Annotated in this window: 17 protein-coding genes; 1 reads left to right on the top strand and 16 read right to left on the bottom strand. The window is 59.5% G+C overall.

Going from position 1 to position 17603, the window contains the following annotated elements:
• The first annotated feature begins 232 nt into the window (after nucleotides 1-232).
• Nucleotides 233-619 carry a YmaF family protein gene (locus tag PD282_RS12250; RefSeq protein ID WP_274650956.1) on the top strand — a complete coding sequence of 129 codons (387 nt, stop codon included), beginning with the start codon at nucleotides 233-235 and terminating at the stop codon, nucleotides 617-619.
• 229 nt (nucleotides 620-848) lie between these two features.
• On the opposite strand, the gene PD282_RS12245 is transcribed toward PD282_RS12250, so the two are convergent.
• From PD282_RS12245 to PD282_RS12170, 16 genes are all read right to left on the bottom strand, one after another.
• Nucleotides 849-2018, bottom strand: a complete 1170-nt coding sequence (locus PD282_RS12245; RefSeq protein ID WP_274650955.1) for a glycosyl transferase — start codon at nucleotides 2016-2018, stop codon at nucleotides 849-851.
• On the bottom strand, nucleotides 2015-3220 hold the full coding sequence (locus tag PD282_RS12240; protein ID WP_274650954.1) for a glycosyltransferase family 4 protein: 1206 nt from the start codon (nucleotides 3218-3220) through the stop codon (nucleotides 2015-2017). The genes PD282_RS12245 and PD282_RS12240 overlap by 4 nt, the downstream gene beginning before the upstream one ends.
• Nucleotides 3220-4260 (bottom strand): nucleotidyltransferase family protein, encoded by a 1041-nt coding sequence (locus PD282_RS12235; RefSeq protein ID WP_274650953.1) that lies wholly within the window; start codon nucleotides 4258-4260, stop codon nucleotides 3220-3222. The genes PD282_RS12240 and PD282_RS12235 overlap by 1 nt, the downstream gene beginning before the upstream one ends.
• 650 nt (nucleotides 4261-4910) lie before the next feature.
• The gene (locus tag PD282_RS12230; protein WP_274650952.1) at nucleotides 4911-5117 is read right to left on the bottom strand and encodes a hypothetical protein; all 207 of its coding nucleotides are present in this window, start codon (nucleotides 5115-5117) and stop codon (nucleotides 4911-4913) included.
• Complete coding sequence (locus PD282_RS12225; protein WP_274650951.1) at nucleotides 5059-6135, bottom strand: nucleotidyltransferase domain-containing protein; 1077 nt, start codon at nucleotides 6133-6135, stop codon at nucleotides 5059-5061. Before PD282_RS12225 ends, PD282_RS12230 begins: the two co-directional genes overlap by 59 nt.
• Nucleotides 6104-7906, bottom strand: coding sequence for an ABC transporter ATP-binding protein (locus tag PD282_RS12220; RefSeq protein ID WP_274650950.1), 1803 nt, complete (start codon nucleotides 7904-7906; stop codon nucleotides 6104-6106). Before PD282_RS12220 ends, PD282_RS12225 begins: the two co-directional genes overlap by 32 nt.
• Nucleotides 7890-8384, bottom strand: coding sequence for a S24/S26 family peptidase (locus PD282_RS12215; RefSeq protein WP_274650949.1), 495 nt, complete (start codon nucleotides 8382-8384; stop codon nucleotides 7890-7892). The genes PD282_RS12220 and PD282_RS12215 overlap by 17 nt, the downstream gene beginning before the upstream one ends.
• Nucleotides 8365-8634 carry a PqqD family protein gene (locus PD282_RS12210; RefSeq protein ID WP_274650948.1) on the bottom strand — a complete coding sequence of 90 codons (270 nt, stop codon included), beginning with the start codon at nucleotides 8632-8634 and terminating at the stop codon, nucleotides 8365-8367. The genes PD282_RS12215 and PD282_RS12210 overlap by 20 nt, the downstream gene beginning before the upstream one ends.
• Nucleotides 8631-9392, bottom strand: a complete 762-nt coding sequence (locus PD282_RS12205; protein ID WP_274650947.1) for a hypothetical protein — start codon at nucleotides 9390-9392, stop codon at nucleotides 8631-8633. The genes PD282_RS12210 and PD282_RS12205 overlap by 4 nt, the downstream gene beginning before the upstream one ends.
• A gap of 389 nt (nucleotides 9393-9781) precedes the next feature.
• Entirely contained in the window at nucleotides 9782-10879 is a 1098-nt protein-coding gene (locus PD282_RS12200; protein ID WP_274650946.1) for an XdhC family protein, read from the bottom strand.
• A gap of 40 nt (nucleotides 10880-10919) precedes the next feature.
• Entirely contained in the window at nucleotides 10920-13151 is a 2232-nt protein-coding gene (locus PD282_RS12195; RefSeq protein WP_274655192.1) for a xanthine dehydrogenase family protein molybdopterin-binding subunit, read from the bottom strand.
• Nucleotides 13152-13153: 2 nt separating this feature from the next.
• Nucleotides 13154-13636 carry a (2Fe-2S)-binding protein gene (locus PD282_RS12190; protein WP_274650945.1) on the bottom strand — a complete coding sequence of 161 codons (483 nt, stop codon included), beginning with the start codon at nucleotides 13634-13636 and terminating at the stop codon, nucleotides 13154-13156.
• Between the two features lie 30 nt (nucleotides 13637-13666).
• Nucleotides 13667-14626: a 4,5-dihydroxyphthalate decarboxylase gene (locus tag PD282_RS12185; RefSeq protein ID WP_274650944.1), complete on the bottom strand. Its 960-nt coding sequence runs from the start codon at nucleotides 14624-14626 to the stop codon at nucleotides 13667-13669.
• A gap of 21 nt (nucleotides 14627-14647) precedes the next feature.
• Nucleotides 14648-15541 carry an FAD binding domain-containing protein gene (locus tag PD282_RS12180; protein WP_274650943.1) on the bottom strand — a complete coding sequence of 298 codons (894 nt, stop codon included), beginning with the start codon at nucleotides 15539-15541 and terminating at the stop codon, nucleotides 14648-14650.
• Nucleotides 15542-15553: 12 nt separating this feature from the next.
• Nucleotides 15554-15868 carry a 2Fe-2S iron-sulfur cluster-binding protein gene (locus PD282_RS12175; RefSeq protein ID WP_274650942.1) on the bottom strand — a complete coding sequence of 105 codons (315 nt, stop codon included), beginning with the start codon at nucleotides 15866-15868 and terminating at the stop codon, nucleotides 15554-15556.
• A 19-nt stretch (nucleotides 15869-15887) separates the two neighbouring features.
• Nucleotides 15888-17591 (bottom strand): FAD-binding protein, encoded by a 1704-nt coding sequence (locus tag PD282_RS12170; protein ID WP_274650941.1) that lies wholly within the window; start codon nucleotides 17589-17591, stop codon nucleotides 15888-15890.
• Nucleotides 17592-17603: the final 12 nt, after the last annotated feature.

Below are 17603 nucleotides of genomic sequence, written 5' to 3'. Positions count from 1 at the left end.
AAGTTGCTCCTAACCCCAAACTTCTCTCAAATCCGCCACAATATCCACCAAAAACCCTAATAAACGACATCTGTTAGAAGATCGTATCTTGAAAAAGAAATACCTGACGCGCGGCCGCGGACCCCCAAGTGCCGATTATGGACGATTGGGCGGGCAAACGCCGTTACGCCTCCGCCATCGCCCTCCATATACTGATCCTGTAATTTCACCCATTGGAAAGAAAGGAGACCTTATGAATATACCGGTCAGCGGTTTTATCATGGATGCCGGCGACGACGGCGAGCATTCGCACAAGCTTTACATTACGTCCTGGAATGGAAGACCCGTTCACGTCCATTCCTTTTCCGGCGTCACTTCCGTGGACAATGGCCACTCGCACCGCTATGCGAGCTGGACGGCGCCCGCACCAAGCGGCGTGCCACACGTTCACAGCTATAACACCGTAACTTCCATGGAAATGGGTCACACACATGAGATCCGAGGAACGACCGGCCCGGCCATTCCGCTTCCCGGCGGCGGGCATTACCATTTGTTCGAGGGCTATACGACCGTGAGCGGAAGCCGCCCGCATGCCCATGCATACAGCGGCCGAACAGGCAATGAAGTGAACGCCCGGTAAAAACGCGAAGGACGCCGTCCGGCAATCGGCCGGGGCGCCCTTCGTTTCGTTTCGGAGTGACTGCAGGCCGCATCCGCAAGCCGGTCGGTCCGCTCTTATGCGAGGAAACATCCTATCAAGACCCGCTGCTCTCTCCACCTCTTTCTAACCGGGAAAATGTACTGTCCAACAAATGGGCGAAAGGATCTGCGATTTCGCCGGTATGCTGACAGGGACAATCAGGCGTCCATTAACGGGGGGAAAGGATTTGCGGCTTTGCCGGTATCGTCGCTGCCCGTCGTCCGTCCTCGGCTTCCTCCAGTACGGCATCGCTCCAGATCGCTTCCGTTAGCAAGTAGGCCAGCATCGATTCCGCACCGCAGTTCGCGTTCGGTCCATCCGGCGTCAGTCCGTCGCAGCACGCGCCCTCCTGCGAATCGATAAGCGCAGTGCCGGCGTCGTTTCTTCCGTAAAACCATTCGCGGCACCTGATGACCGTCTCCCGGTATTCGCGCCTCTTCGTGACCCGGTACGCCGTATCGGCGGCGAGTGCCAGCTCCATCACGTCCAGCGGCTGCTGGTCCCACATCGCCAGCCTGTCCTTCGTCCCCCAGCCGTGGTTGCCGACGGGCCGAATCGAGCCTTGCGGGGACATCATCCTCTCCGTCAGAAAGTCGAGCGTCAGCAGTCCCGTCTTCAGGCCGCTCTCGCTTCCGGACGCTTGGCAGGCCTCAAGCAGTGACCAGGGCAAGCTGCCGTTACCATAGGCAAGCACCGGTTCGAACCAGCTCCAGCCCGGCTCGGCATGCACCCGGTACAGCTGCAGCAGCTTTGCTTCAAGCTCCTTCACGTAAGCGGAGCAGCGAATGCCGATTTCCCGGATAAGTCCGGCAGGCAAGCCCCGGATTTCTTGCTGCCGTTCAAGCCGCATCAGCAAGCAGCACGCAGACAGCGCATACGCCCAGCCGCGGGGAGATGTCATCGTTTCGATATGCCGCAGTGCACCCAGCAGCACGTTCGCCGCCGGCAGCTTTAGGCCCGGATGAAACGGCTGCACGCAGGCGGCGGCAGCCGCCCAAATCGCGCGCCCCAGGCAATCGTCCGAAACGTCCTCCCGCTCCGGCGTGCGGTCGTAGTGAAAATTATTATGAAACCACCCGTCCGGACGCTGGGCCCACAGCAAAAATGCGGAATATGTTTCCGCGAGCCGGAGCAGCAGTTTCCGCGCTTCCTCCGTCTGCGGCATATCTTGGAGCCGCTCCAGCCAGACAAAGCAAGCCCATAAGGCGCGAGCGTTGTCGTCGGTCGTATAGCCCTCTTGACGACGAGGGATAAGCCCCATACTGTGCTCCAGCAGCCCGGTGTCGTCCGTCATCCGTTCAAGATGGCGAAAACTTACGTTCATTTTGTTGTCATTCACGAAACAATCCGCCTGCCTCCTGCGGATAAGGCGGATTTTTCGCGATCCGTTTCAGGATGCTTCGCTGCCGCCGCCTGGTCGAACAGCCGGATGTGCGCTTTGCCGACCTGCGGCCATTGCATTCCCTGGCCGATACGCGCAATCCGGTCCTCCCATTGTCTCAGCGCCGCCGGATCGGACAGCATGGACGCGATCCGGCGCCCCCACTCCTCCGAATCGCCCGCCGGTACAAGCAGCTCGGGGCAGCCGCCCAGTATATCTTCCGCATAACTGTACGGCGTGCTCAGCACGGGGCGACCGAGACCGATCGCATAAGCCAGCGTACCGCTTGTAATTTGCTGCAGTCCCGGGTAAGGGGTTACGTACAGATCGCAGCCCGCAATCGCATCGGCAAGCCGATCTTCATCCACATACTCGTTCACCATCCGGACATGCTTGTCGAGACCAAGCTCGTGAACGAGCGACTGCAGCTGCTCCCGGTACGCTTCTCCTTCCGTGCGGCGGACTTCCGGGTGGGTTTGCCCCATAATGACATACAAAGCATTCGGCACCTTACGCAGCACATCGGGAAGCGCGCGGATGACCGTCTCCAAGCCTTTGCCTCTGCTCAGCAGCCCGAAGGTCAGCAGCACCTTTTTGTCCGCCCAGCCTGACTTTTCCCGGATCGCAGCCCGTTCATTTGTGCGAGGCTCCGGCGTGCCGTGCGGAATATAGTCGATTTTCACCGATGGGATGCCATACGATTGCTGCAGGTAAACAATCGCCTTCCGGTTCATGACAACGATTCGGTCGCTGCGACGGGCAATTCGCTCCTGGATGGAACGATACGGCTCCTCGGGATGCTGGAACACGGTATGGAACGTTGTAATCAAGGGCTTGTCCAGCCGCTCGATGAAATCGAGCACGTAGGAGCCGGCTTCCCCGCCGAAAATGCCGAATTCGTGCTGGAGCGAAACCGCGCCTACGTCGCTGCGGTTTATTTTTGCCGCCATCGCCCGGTAAGCGGACCTTTCATGCTTGGGCAGCATCCATAGTGAAGGATCTTCCGGCAGCTTCCGGTCGTCTTGGGCGGTCATGACAATGACGGGATCGATGCCGCTCCAGCTGCGCGCGGTCCGTATGCTTTGGCGAAGATGATGGGTATAGGTGGCAAGTCCGCATTTTTGCGGTACATAGGTACTCATAAAAGCGATGCGTTTCATCACGAAATCCCTCCCGGTACGCGATTCATAACAGCCTCGTGCAGCCTGTGATGCGGTCCAAGCTCGAGATCGTGCCCGAAAATGCAATGGTTCAGCTGCGCGCCCATGCGAACCTTGCAGCGGTCCCACAGAATGCTTTCGGCGCAACGCACCTGCGCCCCGATTTCGCAATCGTCGCCGATGACGGTGTACGGGCCGATGACGCTCCGCTCGCCGATGCGGACGCGGCTGCCGATCAGAACGGGCGGAACGATCAGTACGCCGGAGCCGATCTCCGCATCCTCCCCGATCCAAATGCTCTGATCGCGTTCCGCTGCATGCAGCTGCAGCGGAAAAGTCCGGTCAAGAATGTCTCGGTGCAGCTTGCGGTAGCGATCGGTTGTCCCCATATCAAGCCAATATCCGCCGAGGAGCCGTCCGTATAAGCCGCCGCTTTGCTCAATGAGCAGCGGGAACGTCTCCCGTTCGATCGATACCTCCCGTTTCGGCGGGATATAACGAAGCGCTTCTTTGTCCATGACATAAATACCGGCGTTGATCCGGCGGGACGGCGCCTCATGAAGAGCGGGCTTTTCGACAAAACGCGCGATGCGGCCGGACTCGGCTTGCTCCACGACACCGTAATGTGACGGATCCTCCACTTCCGTGAGGCCGATCGTCACGAGCGCCCCGCTTTTGTGGTGAAAATCGATCAGCGGAACGAGCGGTGTCCGCTGAATGATATCCGCATTGAGTACCAGAAACCGGTCCCCGAGCAAAGGCTCGGCATTTTTGATGGCGCCCGCCGTCCCGAGCAGCGATTCCTCGATCGCATATTGGATGTTTACGCCCCACCGGCTTCCGTCGCCGAAATATTGACGGATCGTTTCGGGCGCATGCTTCACGGCCATCACGATTTCTTCGATGCCTTCTTCTTTCAGATGCAGGACGACATGCTCCAGCCAAGGCCGATTCCCGACAAGGGCCATCGGCTTGGGCCAGCGCTCCGTAAGCGGCCGCAGCCTTGTGCCTAATCCTCCAGCCAGCAATAAAGCCTTCATGTGAAAACATCCCTCCAATTCGCTGAATAAAAATAGGAACCCGCATTCATAAGTGGAACGTCCGGCGGCACCATGTCATCCATGATTGATGGAGAAGTTCATTTATGAAGGGCTTCCTATCGCAACTTTGACGTCGTTGCAGCGCGATGCATTAGCACTCGCAACGCTCGTCTGCTAATAAAAATGTATGGACAGTCGACGCCGCCATTCAAGCCCGATTTTTTCCAAAAATTGTGGATGACTTGAAAATTATTCCGGGCTTTCTCTTTCTTATTTACCCTTATACATGTTTTCTAAACGGCATCCGCGCTGCTTCCGCCTTCGATTTCGAGCTATAAAAATAGGGGATTTGCGCTTCGCAGGAGAGATTTCTAATGAAATCGGATCGTTGGAGGAGGATTTGGAATGTGAAGCCGTTGGGTGACCGTGCGGTCATCGAACCGTAAAGCAGGGTATCCGCGAAAGAGTTACCTCTTGCAGCGTCACTGAGTGTGCCGGCAGCGGACATACCGGCTGCGTACGATCCGGCTGCGTAGATCCAGTTGCGTACAATCCGGCTGCGCGGGCTGCGGTTGCCGCCACCGTGCAAAAAGCCGCCGGCATTATGCCGGCGGCCTGGATGCCAGATTTTTAACTGAAAATGCTCCGCGTTATGGTCTATGGCCGTGTGTCGGCCCTACGCCCGGGAACGTTCCGCCGGTCGCGCCTTTGCCCGGAAAATCTCCCCGTTCCTTCGCCGGTTTGCCGTTCACGCCGTTCCCAAGTCCGGGGAATTTGCCGCTGCCGCTGACCTTCGTCTCAAATTTGATCGTGCTGTGATCCAGCACCTCCGGCTTCCTGTAAACCGGTTTGTCCATGGTATTCACCTCCTTTCGGCTTCTTCAGCAGCGACTCTAAATATTGAATCGATGCCGTGAAGCCGTGCACCGGCGAATCGAAATCGAACCATTGGTACCGCACAAATCGAACGTACCGCATCCATGATGCCGTCCGCTTGCCGCGAATGGATTCGTAGCACCACCAGGTTCCGCCGCGTTTCGGAAGATCGAGCGGCTTCCGTTCCTCTAGGAATGGAAACTGCCGGTATACGACCGACAATGTGCTTGCGAGGCGCCTATACGTCCGATGAGCCTTCGCATCTTCGAACAATTCGCCGTAATCAATCCGTTCGCCGATCACCCGGATCAGTTGCACGATATCGATTAAATATTTGAGCGAATCGAGACCGTGCTTCCAGCCGTGCAGGCAAATCATGTAAAAGGTATGGTACTCCGACAGTTCCAGCACATGCTTGTACGGCTTTAACGGCAGCGCGTCCCGCCACATGGGCTCCGGCTTGAAATTGGACGTCCCGTCCATCAAGAGGTCCCACTGCAACTCGACGGTGAGCGGCTGGCGTCGTCCGGGCAGCGGTTTGGAAAAACCGGCATGAAAATGCCCGCGGATATAGGGCTCCTCGCAGGCGAAACCAAGCGCCCGAACGCAATCGGCCGCCCGGTCCGCGTCGCCCGGCCGAATAAGCAGGTCGATATCCGACGTGCTTCTGGCGCCGATATGGCCGAAATATTTGGCCGCGAAACGGACGCCCTTCAGCGGAATCACATCGATGCCGCGGCTTTCGAACGCATGAAAGAGCCGTTCGGTTTCAAACTGGATATAGACATTAAGCATGACCGATTCATCGAATTTCGTTTTCAGTCGTTCCCTATGCGCGTCAGGCAATCGTTCCAGCTTGTTCTGGGTGCTCAGCAGCCGGTAAACCTGAGGCTCGAGACGAAAATATCCGATATCGTCCAGCGATGCGTCAAGCGTTTCGGAGTCGACCGGGAACGGAGCTTTTTCGTTATAAAGGGCATGAAGCAGCTTCCAGACCATACGATTCCCCTCCTTCCTGCAGCTGCTGGCGCACATACATGCTGCGGTACAATCCGGGCCCCGCGATCAGTTCGTCGTGGGTTCCGCTTTGCGCAATCGTTCCCCGGTCGAGCACAACGATCCGGTCGGCGCTGCGAATCGTCGAAAGCCTGTGCGCAATGACGATCGTCGTGCGGTTCGCCATCAGCCGCTCCAGCGACCGCTGCACCTGAAATTCCGTTTCGCTGTCCAGCGCAGCGGTGCCCTCGTCCAGCAGCAGGATCGGCGCATCGCGCAAAATCGCGCGCGCAATGGCGATGCGCTGCCGCTGCCCGCCGGAGAGCGCGATGCCCCTCTCGCCGATTTCTGTTTCGTAGCGGTTCGGCAGCGTAAGGATAAAATCGTGAATTTGGGCATACCGAGCTGCCGACTCCAATTCGTGCTGCTCGGCATCCGGCCGGGCAAGCAGCAGGTTGTCGCGGATCGTACCGGAGAACAGGAAGGTTTCCTGCGACACAAGGGCGAATGCGCTTCGAAGCTTCGACGCGGACAACGTATCGGCGGAAACGCCGTCCAGCAAAATGCTTCCGGACTCCGGCTTATAGAAGCCTTGAAGCAGTGAAAAAAGCGTCGACTTTCCCGCCCCGCTGCCGCCGACAATCGCAACGGTCTGGCCGGCCGCGACCGTCAAATTCAGCCCGTCAATCACCGGCTGCCGGCCGTCATAGCTAAAGCCAACCTCGCGGAATTCGATCGATTGCCATCGTGGAGCCGGCAGACGTTCGGGCAGCTCCTCCGACTCGGCCGGTTCATTCAGCATAGCACCGATCCGGTCGGCGGCCGCAGACGACTCCTGAATGCCGAGCCACAAGCCGGCCATGCCGGTCAACGGATAGAGCAAATGGCCGGACAAATTGACGAATGCAAGCAGAGCGCCGACCGATATGACCTGTTCGGACACGAAATACGCCCCCAGGCAAAGGCTGATCATAAAAATCGCCGCCCCTGCAGCTTCGCCGCCGGCGCGAATCCAGCCTTGGAGCAGCGTATACTTGCGATGAAGGCCGTACAGCTCGCCGTAAACATCGGTATATTTTCGAACCCGGAGCCGCTCCGCCAGGAAAGAACGGATGACGGAGATCCCCTGCAGCGTTTCCGTAAGCAGCCGGTTCATATATCCGTAGCGGTCATGGATCTCCCGTGCTTTTCGCCGCAGCAGGAGCCCGAGAATCGCGCCGGCTCCCAGCGTCAGCGGGACGATCGCAAGACCGATGACAGCCATCACCCAATGAATATGAATCATGTAGACGAGCACCGCGCCAAAAACGAGCGGCAGCCGGATCCATTGAACGAGATTGCTCCCGATCAATCCGTCCAGGTTGTGAAGGTCTTGCTGGAAATGGGACGTCAGCTCGCCCGTATGCAGACGGTCGGTCCGGCTTGCCGGCAGGAGCAGCAGATGCTGCAGCAGACGTTCGGACAGCTCCTGCTTCACGCCGTTTATGGCTGTAAACTCCAAACGATTGCGCAGCAGCCCCGATCCGATAGTCAGCAGGCTCAGCCCGGCGCCGATTACGACAAGCTCGCCGAGACGCGAAAATTGTTGACGCACCGCAGCATCGGTCATTTCTCCCAGAAACCAGGCGAATGCCAGGGTCAGCCCGATATCGAGCGGCACAAGCAGCAGCAAGCCGAGATAAGCTTTAAACCTCTTTCTGATATACGGAAGCAGCAGTGCATAAGCGCTTCGTGCGCCGCCTGCCGTCAAGGCGGATTTAAAGGACTTGACCATTCGTATGTTCCCCCGCTCCGGCCGGACTGGTCCGGGAAGCGAACCGCTTCAGCACCCCGGAGATGACGGGCACTGCCATAACTGCCCGCGACCACAGGACAGCCGGCCGGCTGTTCGGACGGATGACCCTGTTGCCATTGCGGCGAATACTGAGCAGCACGCCGAGCACCCGTTCGAACCCGACAGGTTCGTCGCGGCCCAGGTTCGAATCGCCTTTGCAAACGTACCGCCTTCCATTTTCCCCGTCTTCCAGGATGGCCATCAGTCGGTGGGCGACCAGGTGCCCGGATTCCGAATAAAATAAGAGGACGTCGCCTCGCTTGATCTGCTCCTCTTGAACAAGGTAGAAATGGCATACATCGCCTTCTCGAATGAGCGGAAACATACTGGTGCCCCGGGCCGGTATTTCCAGCCAGCCGTTCTTCCGGATCGTTCGCCGGATGGAGCGAAACAACGGCTCATTCATCTCCGGTTTCAATCAGTCCACACTCCAGCAGCCGGTTCAAAAATGCGGAGAGGTCCTGCCGGGCGTCGGCCTCCGATATCCCGAAGCGCTCCCGGACCGAGGCCGACAACCTCTCGAACGTGTGCGGCTCGCTCAGCTGCGACCAGCAAAATAATCCGGTATCGTTGATGCGGGTCACCGTCATCGCGGACGGATTCAGAATCATCGTTTCGTCATCGAGGACAATCGTCTCGCAGCCGGGCTTGCGCACGTAGCGGATCATGAAGATATCAACTCCCAGAAGTCAGGATCTTTGCGAAAATACAGGTCGAACTGGGGAACTTGATCGACCAGCAGCTGCAGCAGCCGGATGATCGTCCGAGTCTCCCCCGAGCCGGGATTCCAGAAAAATACCAGATCGGTCAGCCGGATAAAGCCTTCCCATTTCGATAAGGCGGCACGCTCATGCTTTTCCGCCTGGCGGAGCAAATAAATGGCGTTCAGCGGCCACGATCCGTTCTCGCCGAAGGCGCGGCTCTGATCGTCGCTGCGAAAAGGCGAATGGAACACGGCCGCCCCGTCCGGCCGAATGCGGATGACCGCGGCTTCGTCCGCAATAATCCCTCTCGGCCGGGACAGGCCGGCGGCCGTCGACTTGCCGGCGCCGGAATGACCGGCGAACAGATAGCAGCCGGCTTGGTCGGCTACGCAGGAGGCATGAAAAAGCAGCCCCCATTTGGCATGTACGATAAGGAGACTATACAAGTGCATAAAGGCGTGCTTTAACGCCAAGCCGTCATACACCCGGACCGTGACCGTTTTAAAATTCTCGTCCGCTTCGATCCGGTAATCCGTTCTTGAATAGAGGGTCCAGCGCAGCCCCCGTTCGATCCCGATCTCGTAATCGGTGAACGGAGCCCCGTATCCTTCGGACAAAAGTACGAATACGGCCGGGCGGCGGTTCGCACTTCTGAACAGGGTCGGAAATGTCCGCTCGAAGAGGGACCTGGCGGCCGGCGTCCCGAAAGCGATTCGAAACACATGTTCCCCGATAACAATATCCGAGCTTTCCGTGACTAATCATCCTTTCCAATGATTGTTCTATATAACGAACATCAGGACAAAAAGAAATGGCTTCACCTTTACTATAAGCCAATTTCTTTCCATACACAAGTCGGAAATCGCGAGAATTGATATGAACAACGGCATTTTCGACTCAAGCTCTGTTCGTTATAAAGTCAGGATTGCCGCTACTTCTGCCAAAAGCGGCGGGCGGTGTATGCCTTTTCTCCAGCCTCGAGTTTTTGTCTAATACAATTGAAAAAGACCGCCCGGAAGAGCGGCCTTTCACGATACGATACAAGGTCTATGCTGCGAAAGCCAGCCGCCGTTTTGCAGCACGCTGCATGCAGTGTTGCTCGAATGGCTCTTTACCGGTGTGCGGGCATCGATTCCCGTTCCATTGCGGGAAGCCGTTCGCGAAGCGAGCCGCCCGAACGCCGGCCGCGGACGGCCAGCAGCTCCGACATGACGCTGAGCGTAATCTCTTCGGGCGTCTGCGCTCCGATATCGAGTCCGACGGGAGCATGCAGCTTGTTCAGAACGGAGAGATCCGCAGCTATGCTGCCGGCTTCCTCACGCAGCACCTCCGCAATTTGCTGCGCTCTTCGTCTCGAGCCCAAGATGCCGAGATAAGCTGCGGGCGAAAACAGAAACCGGCGCGCCGCTTCGATGTCCAGTCCGATGCTGTGCGTCATTAGCACGACGTACACGCTGTCGTGCACCGGCACGCCGGAGAAGTCGCCGCGCGGGACTTGAAGCCAGCTCGAGCCGTTCGGCAGCTGCGAACGTTGTTCCTCGCCCGTACGGTGATCGATAAACGTGACTTTCCAATCCAGCGCGTGAGCCGCGCGGCCAAGCAGCATCGCATCCGGACCGGCCCCGACAATGTAAAGGCTCGGCGCGGGAGCGATCCGTTCCACGAACGCGGTCAGCGTTACGCCCTTGAAAGTCAACTTCCGCAGTTCTGCCGAACCGATCGATACTTCCGCCAGGGGAAGAGACGCTGCCAGCTCGTCCGCAGTCAGCCGGTATCCGGCCGGGTACGGAGCCTGCGAATCGACAACCATCGCCGAAATAAACGGCGCATCGGCCGACAATCTCGCTTCGAAATCGGCGGCAATTCGCCCGGCCGCATCCGCTTCCCCCACAGGATCGAACAATTCAAGCCAGATCGTAATCGCGCCGTTGCAGCCGGCGCCCATTCCCCACACATCGTCCGAGTCGGAGCGGAAATCGTAGACAATCCGTTTGGGCCTCCCGGTCGCGAAAACGTCTTCCGCGTGTTCCCGGACATCCGCTTCCACGCATCCGCCGCTCAGCATACCGACGATTTCGCCGTTTTCCGTGAACAAGCATCGGCTGCCTTCTCGCCGGTAAGCCGACCCTTCGACGCGAATAATGGTTGCCAGAACGGCTCGTTTTCTTTCGGCCATTAGACGCCGCAGCGTTTCCCGAATTTGTTTCATCTTCCGCTCACCTCCTGGGATCGATGATGGGACAATAACCTCACGCTTTGTCTTGCATCATGCGCCAAACCTTTTCCGCCGACAGCGGCAGCAGGGTGCCGCGGGCGCGGGCGGCATGCGCGATGGCGTTGCCGATCGCGCCGGGTACCGGATCAAGCGCGACCTCGCCGAGCGACTTGGCGCCGAGCGGGCCGTTCGGGTCCGGCACCTCGATAAAGTCAATCTCCACCGGCGGAATATCCGTCGCTCCGGGCATCCGGTAATCCATCATGGACGGATTGCGAACCTGCCCTTCCCGTACGACCAGATCCTCCATAAGCACCCAGCCGATTCCCTGCGCAACCGCGCCGACGACCTGACTCTTCGCCATCGTCCTGTTGAGGATCGTACCGGAATCGTGCACCGCCCAATAGCCGACGACTTTCGTCCGGCCCGTCTCCGGATCTACTTCCACCTCCGCCACATGGGCAGCAAACGGATAGTTCGGGGACGGATGGCCGTAAAAGGAAGCGTCCGGCAATTCGGTATCGGGACGGTAGGTCGCTTTGACGGACAGCTCGTCCCCGGCGTGCCTTGCACGATGCCACGCTGCGATGTCCTGCAGCGAATAACGTTTGCCGCCGTGTTCGACAGCGCCGTCGGCATAGACGGCTTCCGCACCGAGCTGGTCTTTGATAAGCGCGGCGACCCGCTCCGCCAGCTGCTTCGAGGCCAGCAGCACCGCGTTGCCGCCGATGACGGTGGCGCGCGATGCCAGCGTGCCGATGCCGAACGGATGCTTCGACGTGTCGCCGGACTTGACCGTGACGAGGCTCTCATCGATCTGCAGCGCCTGCGCCGCGATCTTGGCGTAGGTGGATGTCATCCCCTGACCCAACTCGATCTCGCCCGTTTCAATCTCGATTTCACCCGTCGATTTCAGGCGGGCGACGGCGGTCGAGCCTTCGAACCGCAGGTCGATGCCGCTGTAGCCGGACACGTGATTCGCAAGCGCCATGCCCAAGCCGCGGTTCGGCGGCAGCTTATCGCGGCGGTCCCAGCCCGACAGCTCCTTCGCCTTGCGGATGCAGGCCTCAAGCTGGCACGTATCCAATTTATAGCCATGAATCGTCGTTTCGCCTTCCCGCACGATGTTTCGCAGCCGAAGCTCCGCCGGATCCATGCCCAGCGCGTTCGCCACGTCGTCGATCACGCTTTCCACGGCGAACAGCATTTCGGCGTTGCCGAAACCGCGCATGCACGTGGTCGGACTGTTGTTCGTGTAGCACAGATGGCCTTCCGCACGGACGCTCTGGAACCGGTAAATGTTGTCCGGGCGGCTGCACGCCGTCGCGATCACGTTCGGGCTCCAATAAATGCGCGCACCGGCGTCCCCGTGTACGACGACGTCTTTATATACGAAATTGCCTTCCTTGTCCGCTCCGATTTCGATGTCAATTGACAGCGGCACGCGCGGATGAGCGGTCAGCATATCCTCAAAACGGTCCAGGACAATTTTAACCGGACGTTTCGTCTCCATCGTCAGAACAGCGGCGACCATGTGAACCTTCAGCACGTACTTCGCGCCGAAGGAGCCGCCGATCGGCGGCACAACGATCCGCACGCGATCCTCCGGCAGGCCAAGTCCCGCCGCGTACGTTTCCCGGGCCCGGTACGGAATATGGGAGCCGGCCCACAGCGTCAGCCCTTCCTCCTCCGACCAGTTGGCCAGCACGGCGATCGGCTCGAGATGGCCTTGATAAATGCGGTTGGTCTCGTAATGGCCGCCGCAGACGACGTGCGCTTTTTTCTTCCCCTCTTCGAAATCGCCGCGTGCAATGCGGATGTGCATCGGGCGATTTTGCGCGGTTTCCTCGTGCAGGAGGGGAGCCGAGTCGTTCAGCGCATCGCTTGCGCTGAATACCGCCGGCAGCACCTCGTATTCCACCTCGACCAATGCCAGCGCCCGCTCAAGCGCTTCCGCCGATTCGGCGGCAATGGCCGCGACTTCGTCCCCGACGAACAGCACACGGTCGCGGGCGAAAATGTTCCAATCCTTAAATCTTGTCGGCCCGTAGGCAAAATCCGGAACGTCGGCGGCGGTAAGCACCGCCTTCACACCGGCAACTTCCTTTGCCCGGGATACGTCGAGCCGGACGATGCGGGCATGGGCGTGCGGGCTGCGCACGATCCCGGCCACCAGCTGTCCCGGTAAATTCATGTCATGGATATACCGCGTCTGTCCCGTCAGCTTGGATGTGAAATCAAGCGGCGACTTTCGTTTCGTTTCCATACTCACCGCCCGCTCACCTCCGCCTCTACGACCTGCTCCACCGCGGAAATAATGCTCCGGTACCCGGTGCAGCGGCACAGGTTGTTCTTAAGCGCCGAGGTCACGTCGCCGCCGAACAGCGTACGGTCCTGCAGCCAGGCCCACAGCGTTACCATTATGCCCGGTGTGCAGAAGCCGCATTGAACGCCGCCGGTTTGAGCCATCGCCTCGACCAGGCGCTGAAAGACCGGCTGATCCTGCAAATGCTCGATCGTTTCAATTTCCGCATCGGCTGCGGCTGCGGCCGGAATCAGGCAGGAGTTGACCGGCTGCCCGTCGATCAGAACGGTGCACGCTCCGCATTCTCCCGTCCTGCAGCCGATCTTGGTCCCGGTCAGCTCCAGATCTTCCCGGAGGACATCCGCCAGCGCCCGTACCGGATCGCCTTCCCATCGGACCTGCCGCCCGTTGATTTGAAACGACACCTTGTTGTCTAGGCTGCTCATGATCAGGCATCTCCTTTCGGATCGGTTGTTTTAGGTGCCGAGAACGGAAGGATCGAACACCTGCTCCGGCGCAAGCTTTTCCTTCAGCAGGCCGTCTTCGACCAAATACGACATAAACGTTTCGATCTGCGGCCAGTTCGCTTTCATGCCATAAGGCCAAATATCGCCGTTCATCTTGTCCATGCTCATCTCGACCGATTCCCACAGCCACGGAACCGAAGCCTGAAGCTTGATCGTTTCCAGCAGCTGCGCGGCGCTGTCCGCTTTCGCTTTCAGCATCAGCTCGTACATTTGACCCGGGAGTCCGGGATGACGCTCGACCGTGCTTTTCTTCAGCGATACCAGATGCATGATCGGGAAAATGCCCGTCCGGGCGTAATAGTCGCGCTCGACGTTCCAGACGTCGGGAATAAGACGCCGAACCGCGCCGCCATTGCCGGTATTCGGAAAATATTGGCTTGGCGGACGGCGAGCGGTCATGATGGCGTCCACCTCACCCTCAACCAGCGCCGCAAAAATGTCGTCTTTCTCCGACCGCGCCGCCGGTGTCTCCACCGGAATCCGTTCCGCACGGTACGTCATCCAGCTCATATCCTCCGTCGGAATTCCCCATTCATGGCGAAACAGCGCGCGCACCCAGACGGCCGCGGTCATCTGGTACTCGGGAAAACCGAAGCGCCGTCCGCGCAGCTCCGAAGGATGGGTAATGCCGCTGTCGGAACGAACGTATATGGCATTATGCCGAAAAGCGCGGGACAAAAAAACGGGGATGGCGGTCAGCCGCATTTCGCCCCGTCCGAGCCCGATCAAATAAGAAGCCAGCGACATTTCGGAAATGTCGAATACCGCCTCTGCCGCCTGCCGCTCGAATATTTCCTCGATTGACGCTTTAACCGGCTCCAGAATGCAGTCCGGCAGCGACGCCCGCCCGGTCAGAACCGCGTTCGTGCGGTCGCTGTCCGACATGGCGATCGAAAAGGTCTCTTTCATTCCGTGTCCGCTCCTTTATCGTTACTTGCGCATCGATTGCGGCCCCAAGACATCCTGTCCCTCCGCAATCCGCTTCACGGCCCGGTTCATGAACACCCGGACCATTGCCTGCCGGTAGTCTTGACTTGCACGTACGTCGCTGATCGGCCGGGATAGCTCCATGTACCGTCCGGAGATGCGGTCCGCCTTCTCCGCGGTCAGCTCGCCGGCCCATTCCGCGTCAACCTCGGGAAGCGCCAGCGGAACCGGATTTGCGGCGCCGACGGCTGCGCTTCCCCAGGCAAGCCGTTCCCCCCACGCGATCGGTCCGTCTGACGTCCCTTTGAGCACGACCGCGACCGAGACGATGGAAATATCCGTCGCTCCCCGCTGATCGTGGCGCAGGAACATTTGCGGCGTATCCAGCATCCGCGCCGGAATGAGAACCGATTCGATCAGCTCTCCTTCTTGCAGCGCCGTTTTGCGCGGCCCGAGTATGAACTCGTCCACCGGCAATTCGCGCAGCCCCTCCGAGCTGCGGAGCCGGATTACGGACCGGTATGCGCTCAAGGGTACGACCATATCCGCAGCGGGCGAAGCATTGGCCAGATTGCCGCCGATCGAAGCCCGGTTCTGGATTTGCCAGCCTCCCACGATTCTGGCGGCCTGCTGCAGGGCGGGCACCTTTGCGCCGAGCGGATGCTGCCACAGCTCGGCGGCCGTCACTGCGGAGCCAAGCTCCAGCCCTTCGCCGGTCAGGCGGATTTGCCTGAGCTCAGGCAGCGTACGGATGTCCATCCACGTCTTGTTTTTCCATTCGGCATCCCTGCGCTGCGAATTGACGAATAAATCGGTACCGCCGCAAACGATGGCCGGGCGGCAATCGTCTAACATCGCCAGCGCTTGGGATAAATCTTTCGGTCGAAGCCAGGACATCCAAGCCGCCTCCTACTCCATTTTTGTGACGATATCCTTCACCCACGGCAGCGCCGGGAGCGGTTCGATCCGCGCACTTCCGCCGGGTACCGCGCGAATGCTGCACAAATAACCCGCCTTCCCGTTCACGACCGCCGCGCATTCTTTGCACGCATTGGCGGAACGGCACGAATACCGGACGGACAGCGACGGGTCCACATGCTCCCGGAGCCAAAAGATCGCGTCCAGCAAGCTCATTCCGTCGTAATAAGGCACTTCGTATTGTTCGACTTTGGCTCCGCTCTCCGCGTCGCCTCGAGTAATCTGCAAGGTTGTGGCCGACGACATGTCTATTGCTCCTTTCCGCCTATTGACTCGACTTGGCGATGGGGAGTTCCTCCATCCGCCACTGCCGCTGATCGTCCAGCGTAAAGCTGGAGCTAACCGCTTGCTCGTTCTGCTGTTCGTAATCGAGCCGGACATGCGCGCCGCGCGTTTCCCGCCTCGTAAGCGCTCCGGCGATAATCGCCTCGCCCAGCCTCAACATAACCTCCGCCTCGACCTTCTCCGCCAGCGACAGCGCGTAGCCGGTATGCCGTCCCAGTGCAATGTCGCCGAGCCGGGCCGCGTGAGCCCGAAGCTCTTCCCGCGCTTTGACGAGCCCTTCCTCCGTCCGGAGCGGGCCTGCGCCTTCCCACATGATCCGCTGGATTTCCCGCTTGAAGGCGAGCAGCGACCCGTCGTCCCGGGTGACCTCGCGCGGATGCCAAAGCCGCTGCAGGCGGCCCCATTCCTCATCCAGCACCCGGGATACTTTCTCGGGGGCGGCGTGTTCCAGCCCGCTTGCCGCAGCCGTCTCGCCGGCGATCCGTCCCGTGACCAGCGCTTCGGTGATGGCGTTGCCGGACAGCCGGTTGGCGCCGTGCATGCCGTAAATGAGCTCCCCGCAAGCGTACAAGCCGGGAACGCTCGTCCGCATGCTCGCATCCACGCGGACGCCGCCGAGCATGAAATGCGCCATCGGGGCGACTTCGACCATATCTTTCGTCAAGTCGACGTTTTGCGATAACAGCAGGTCGATGACTGGACCGAACGCTTCCTTCAGCTTGGATTCCGGTACTTGGCGGAAGTCCAGATAAGCGCCGCCGTGAGGCGTGCCTCTGCCGGCCTCCACTTCCTTGAAAATGGCGAAGGAGGTCTGGTCGCGTGTCGCCGTATATTTACCGGAGACCTCTTTGTTGTAATGATGCATAAACTCTTCATGAAGTCCGTTGAGCAGGCGTCCGCCCAGCTTGTAACGAAACGGGTCCCACATGATCGGATCGATGCCGACGAGCGGAGGGAACAGGTGCGCAATCGGAAAAAACTGCACCATTTCCATATCGCGCAGCTCCGCGCCCGCTTCGGCAGCCAGCAGGAAGCCGTCCCCCGTCATGTTCGCGGAGGCGCTGTTGCGCGCATAGAGCTCGGTCAGGCCGCCGGTCGCCAGAATGACGGAGCTGGCCGAAATGCAGACGGGCTGCAGCCCTTCCAGTGCGAAGCCGACCGCGCCGACGACCCGTCCGTCCTCCACCGCCAGCTTCGTGATCATCACGTTTTTCACTTTTTCGATATTTTCATGCTTCCAAATCGCTTTCCTGAGGCCGGCCGAGGTCGCGCCTCCGGTATTCAAAATATCGACGTAAACGCAGCGTTTCCGGGAATGGCCCGGCGAGACGACCTGCGACCGCTTTCCTTCAGGGGTCCGCGCCCACTTCACGCCGTACGATTCGGTCTCGAGAATAAGCTCCGGCCCGCGGTCTACGATCGCCCGGACGATGTCCGGATCGGCAAGTCCGCGGCTTCCTTCCATCGTATCCTCAAAATGAATATCCGGATTGTCTTCCTCCGCTTCCCCGAGCGCGACCGCGACCGTCATCTGCGCCAAAATCGTGGCGCCGCCGCGGCCGATCAGGTTTTTATCGGCGATCAACACCTTGGCGCCGGCGTCCGCCGCCGCCTTGGCCGCCATCAGTCCGGCCGCTCCGGAGCCGATTACCAGCACGTCCGCCGTTCGATTCCAAGTCTCCATCTTGTCGGTCTC

This window comes from Paenibacillus humicola (genome assembly GCF_028826105.1).
Classification (GTDB): Bacteria; Bacillota; Bacilli; order Paenibacillales; family Paenibacillaceae; genus Paenibacillus_Z; species Paenibacillus_Z humicola.
Note: the sequence above shows the minus strand (reverse complement) of the source record. Positions and strands in the feature narration are given on the sequence as shown.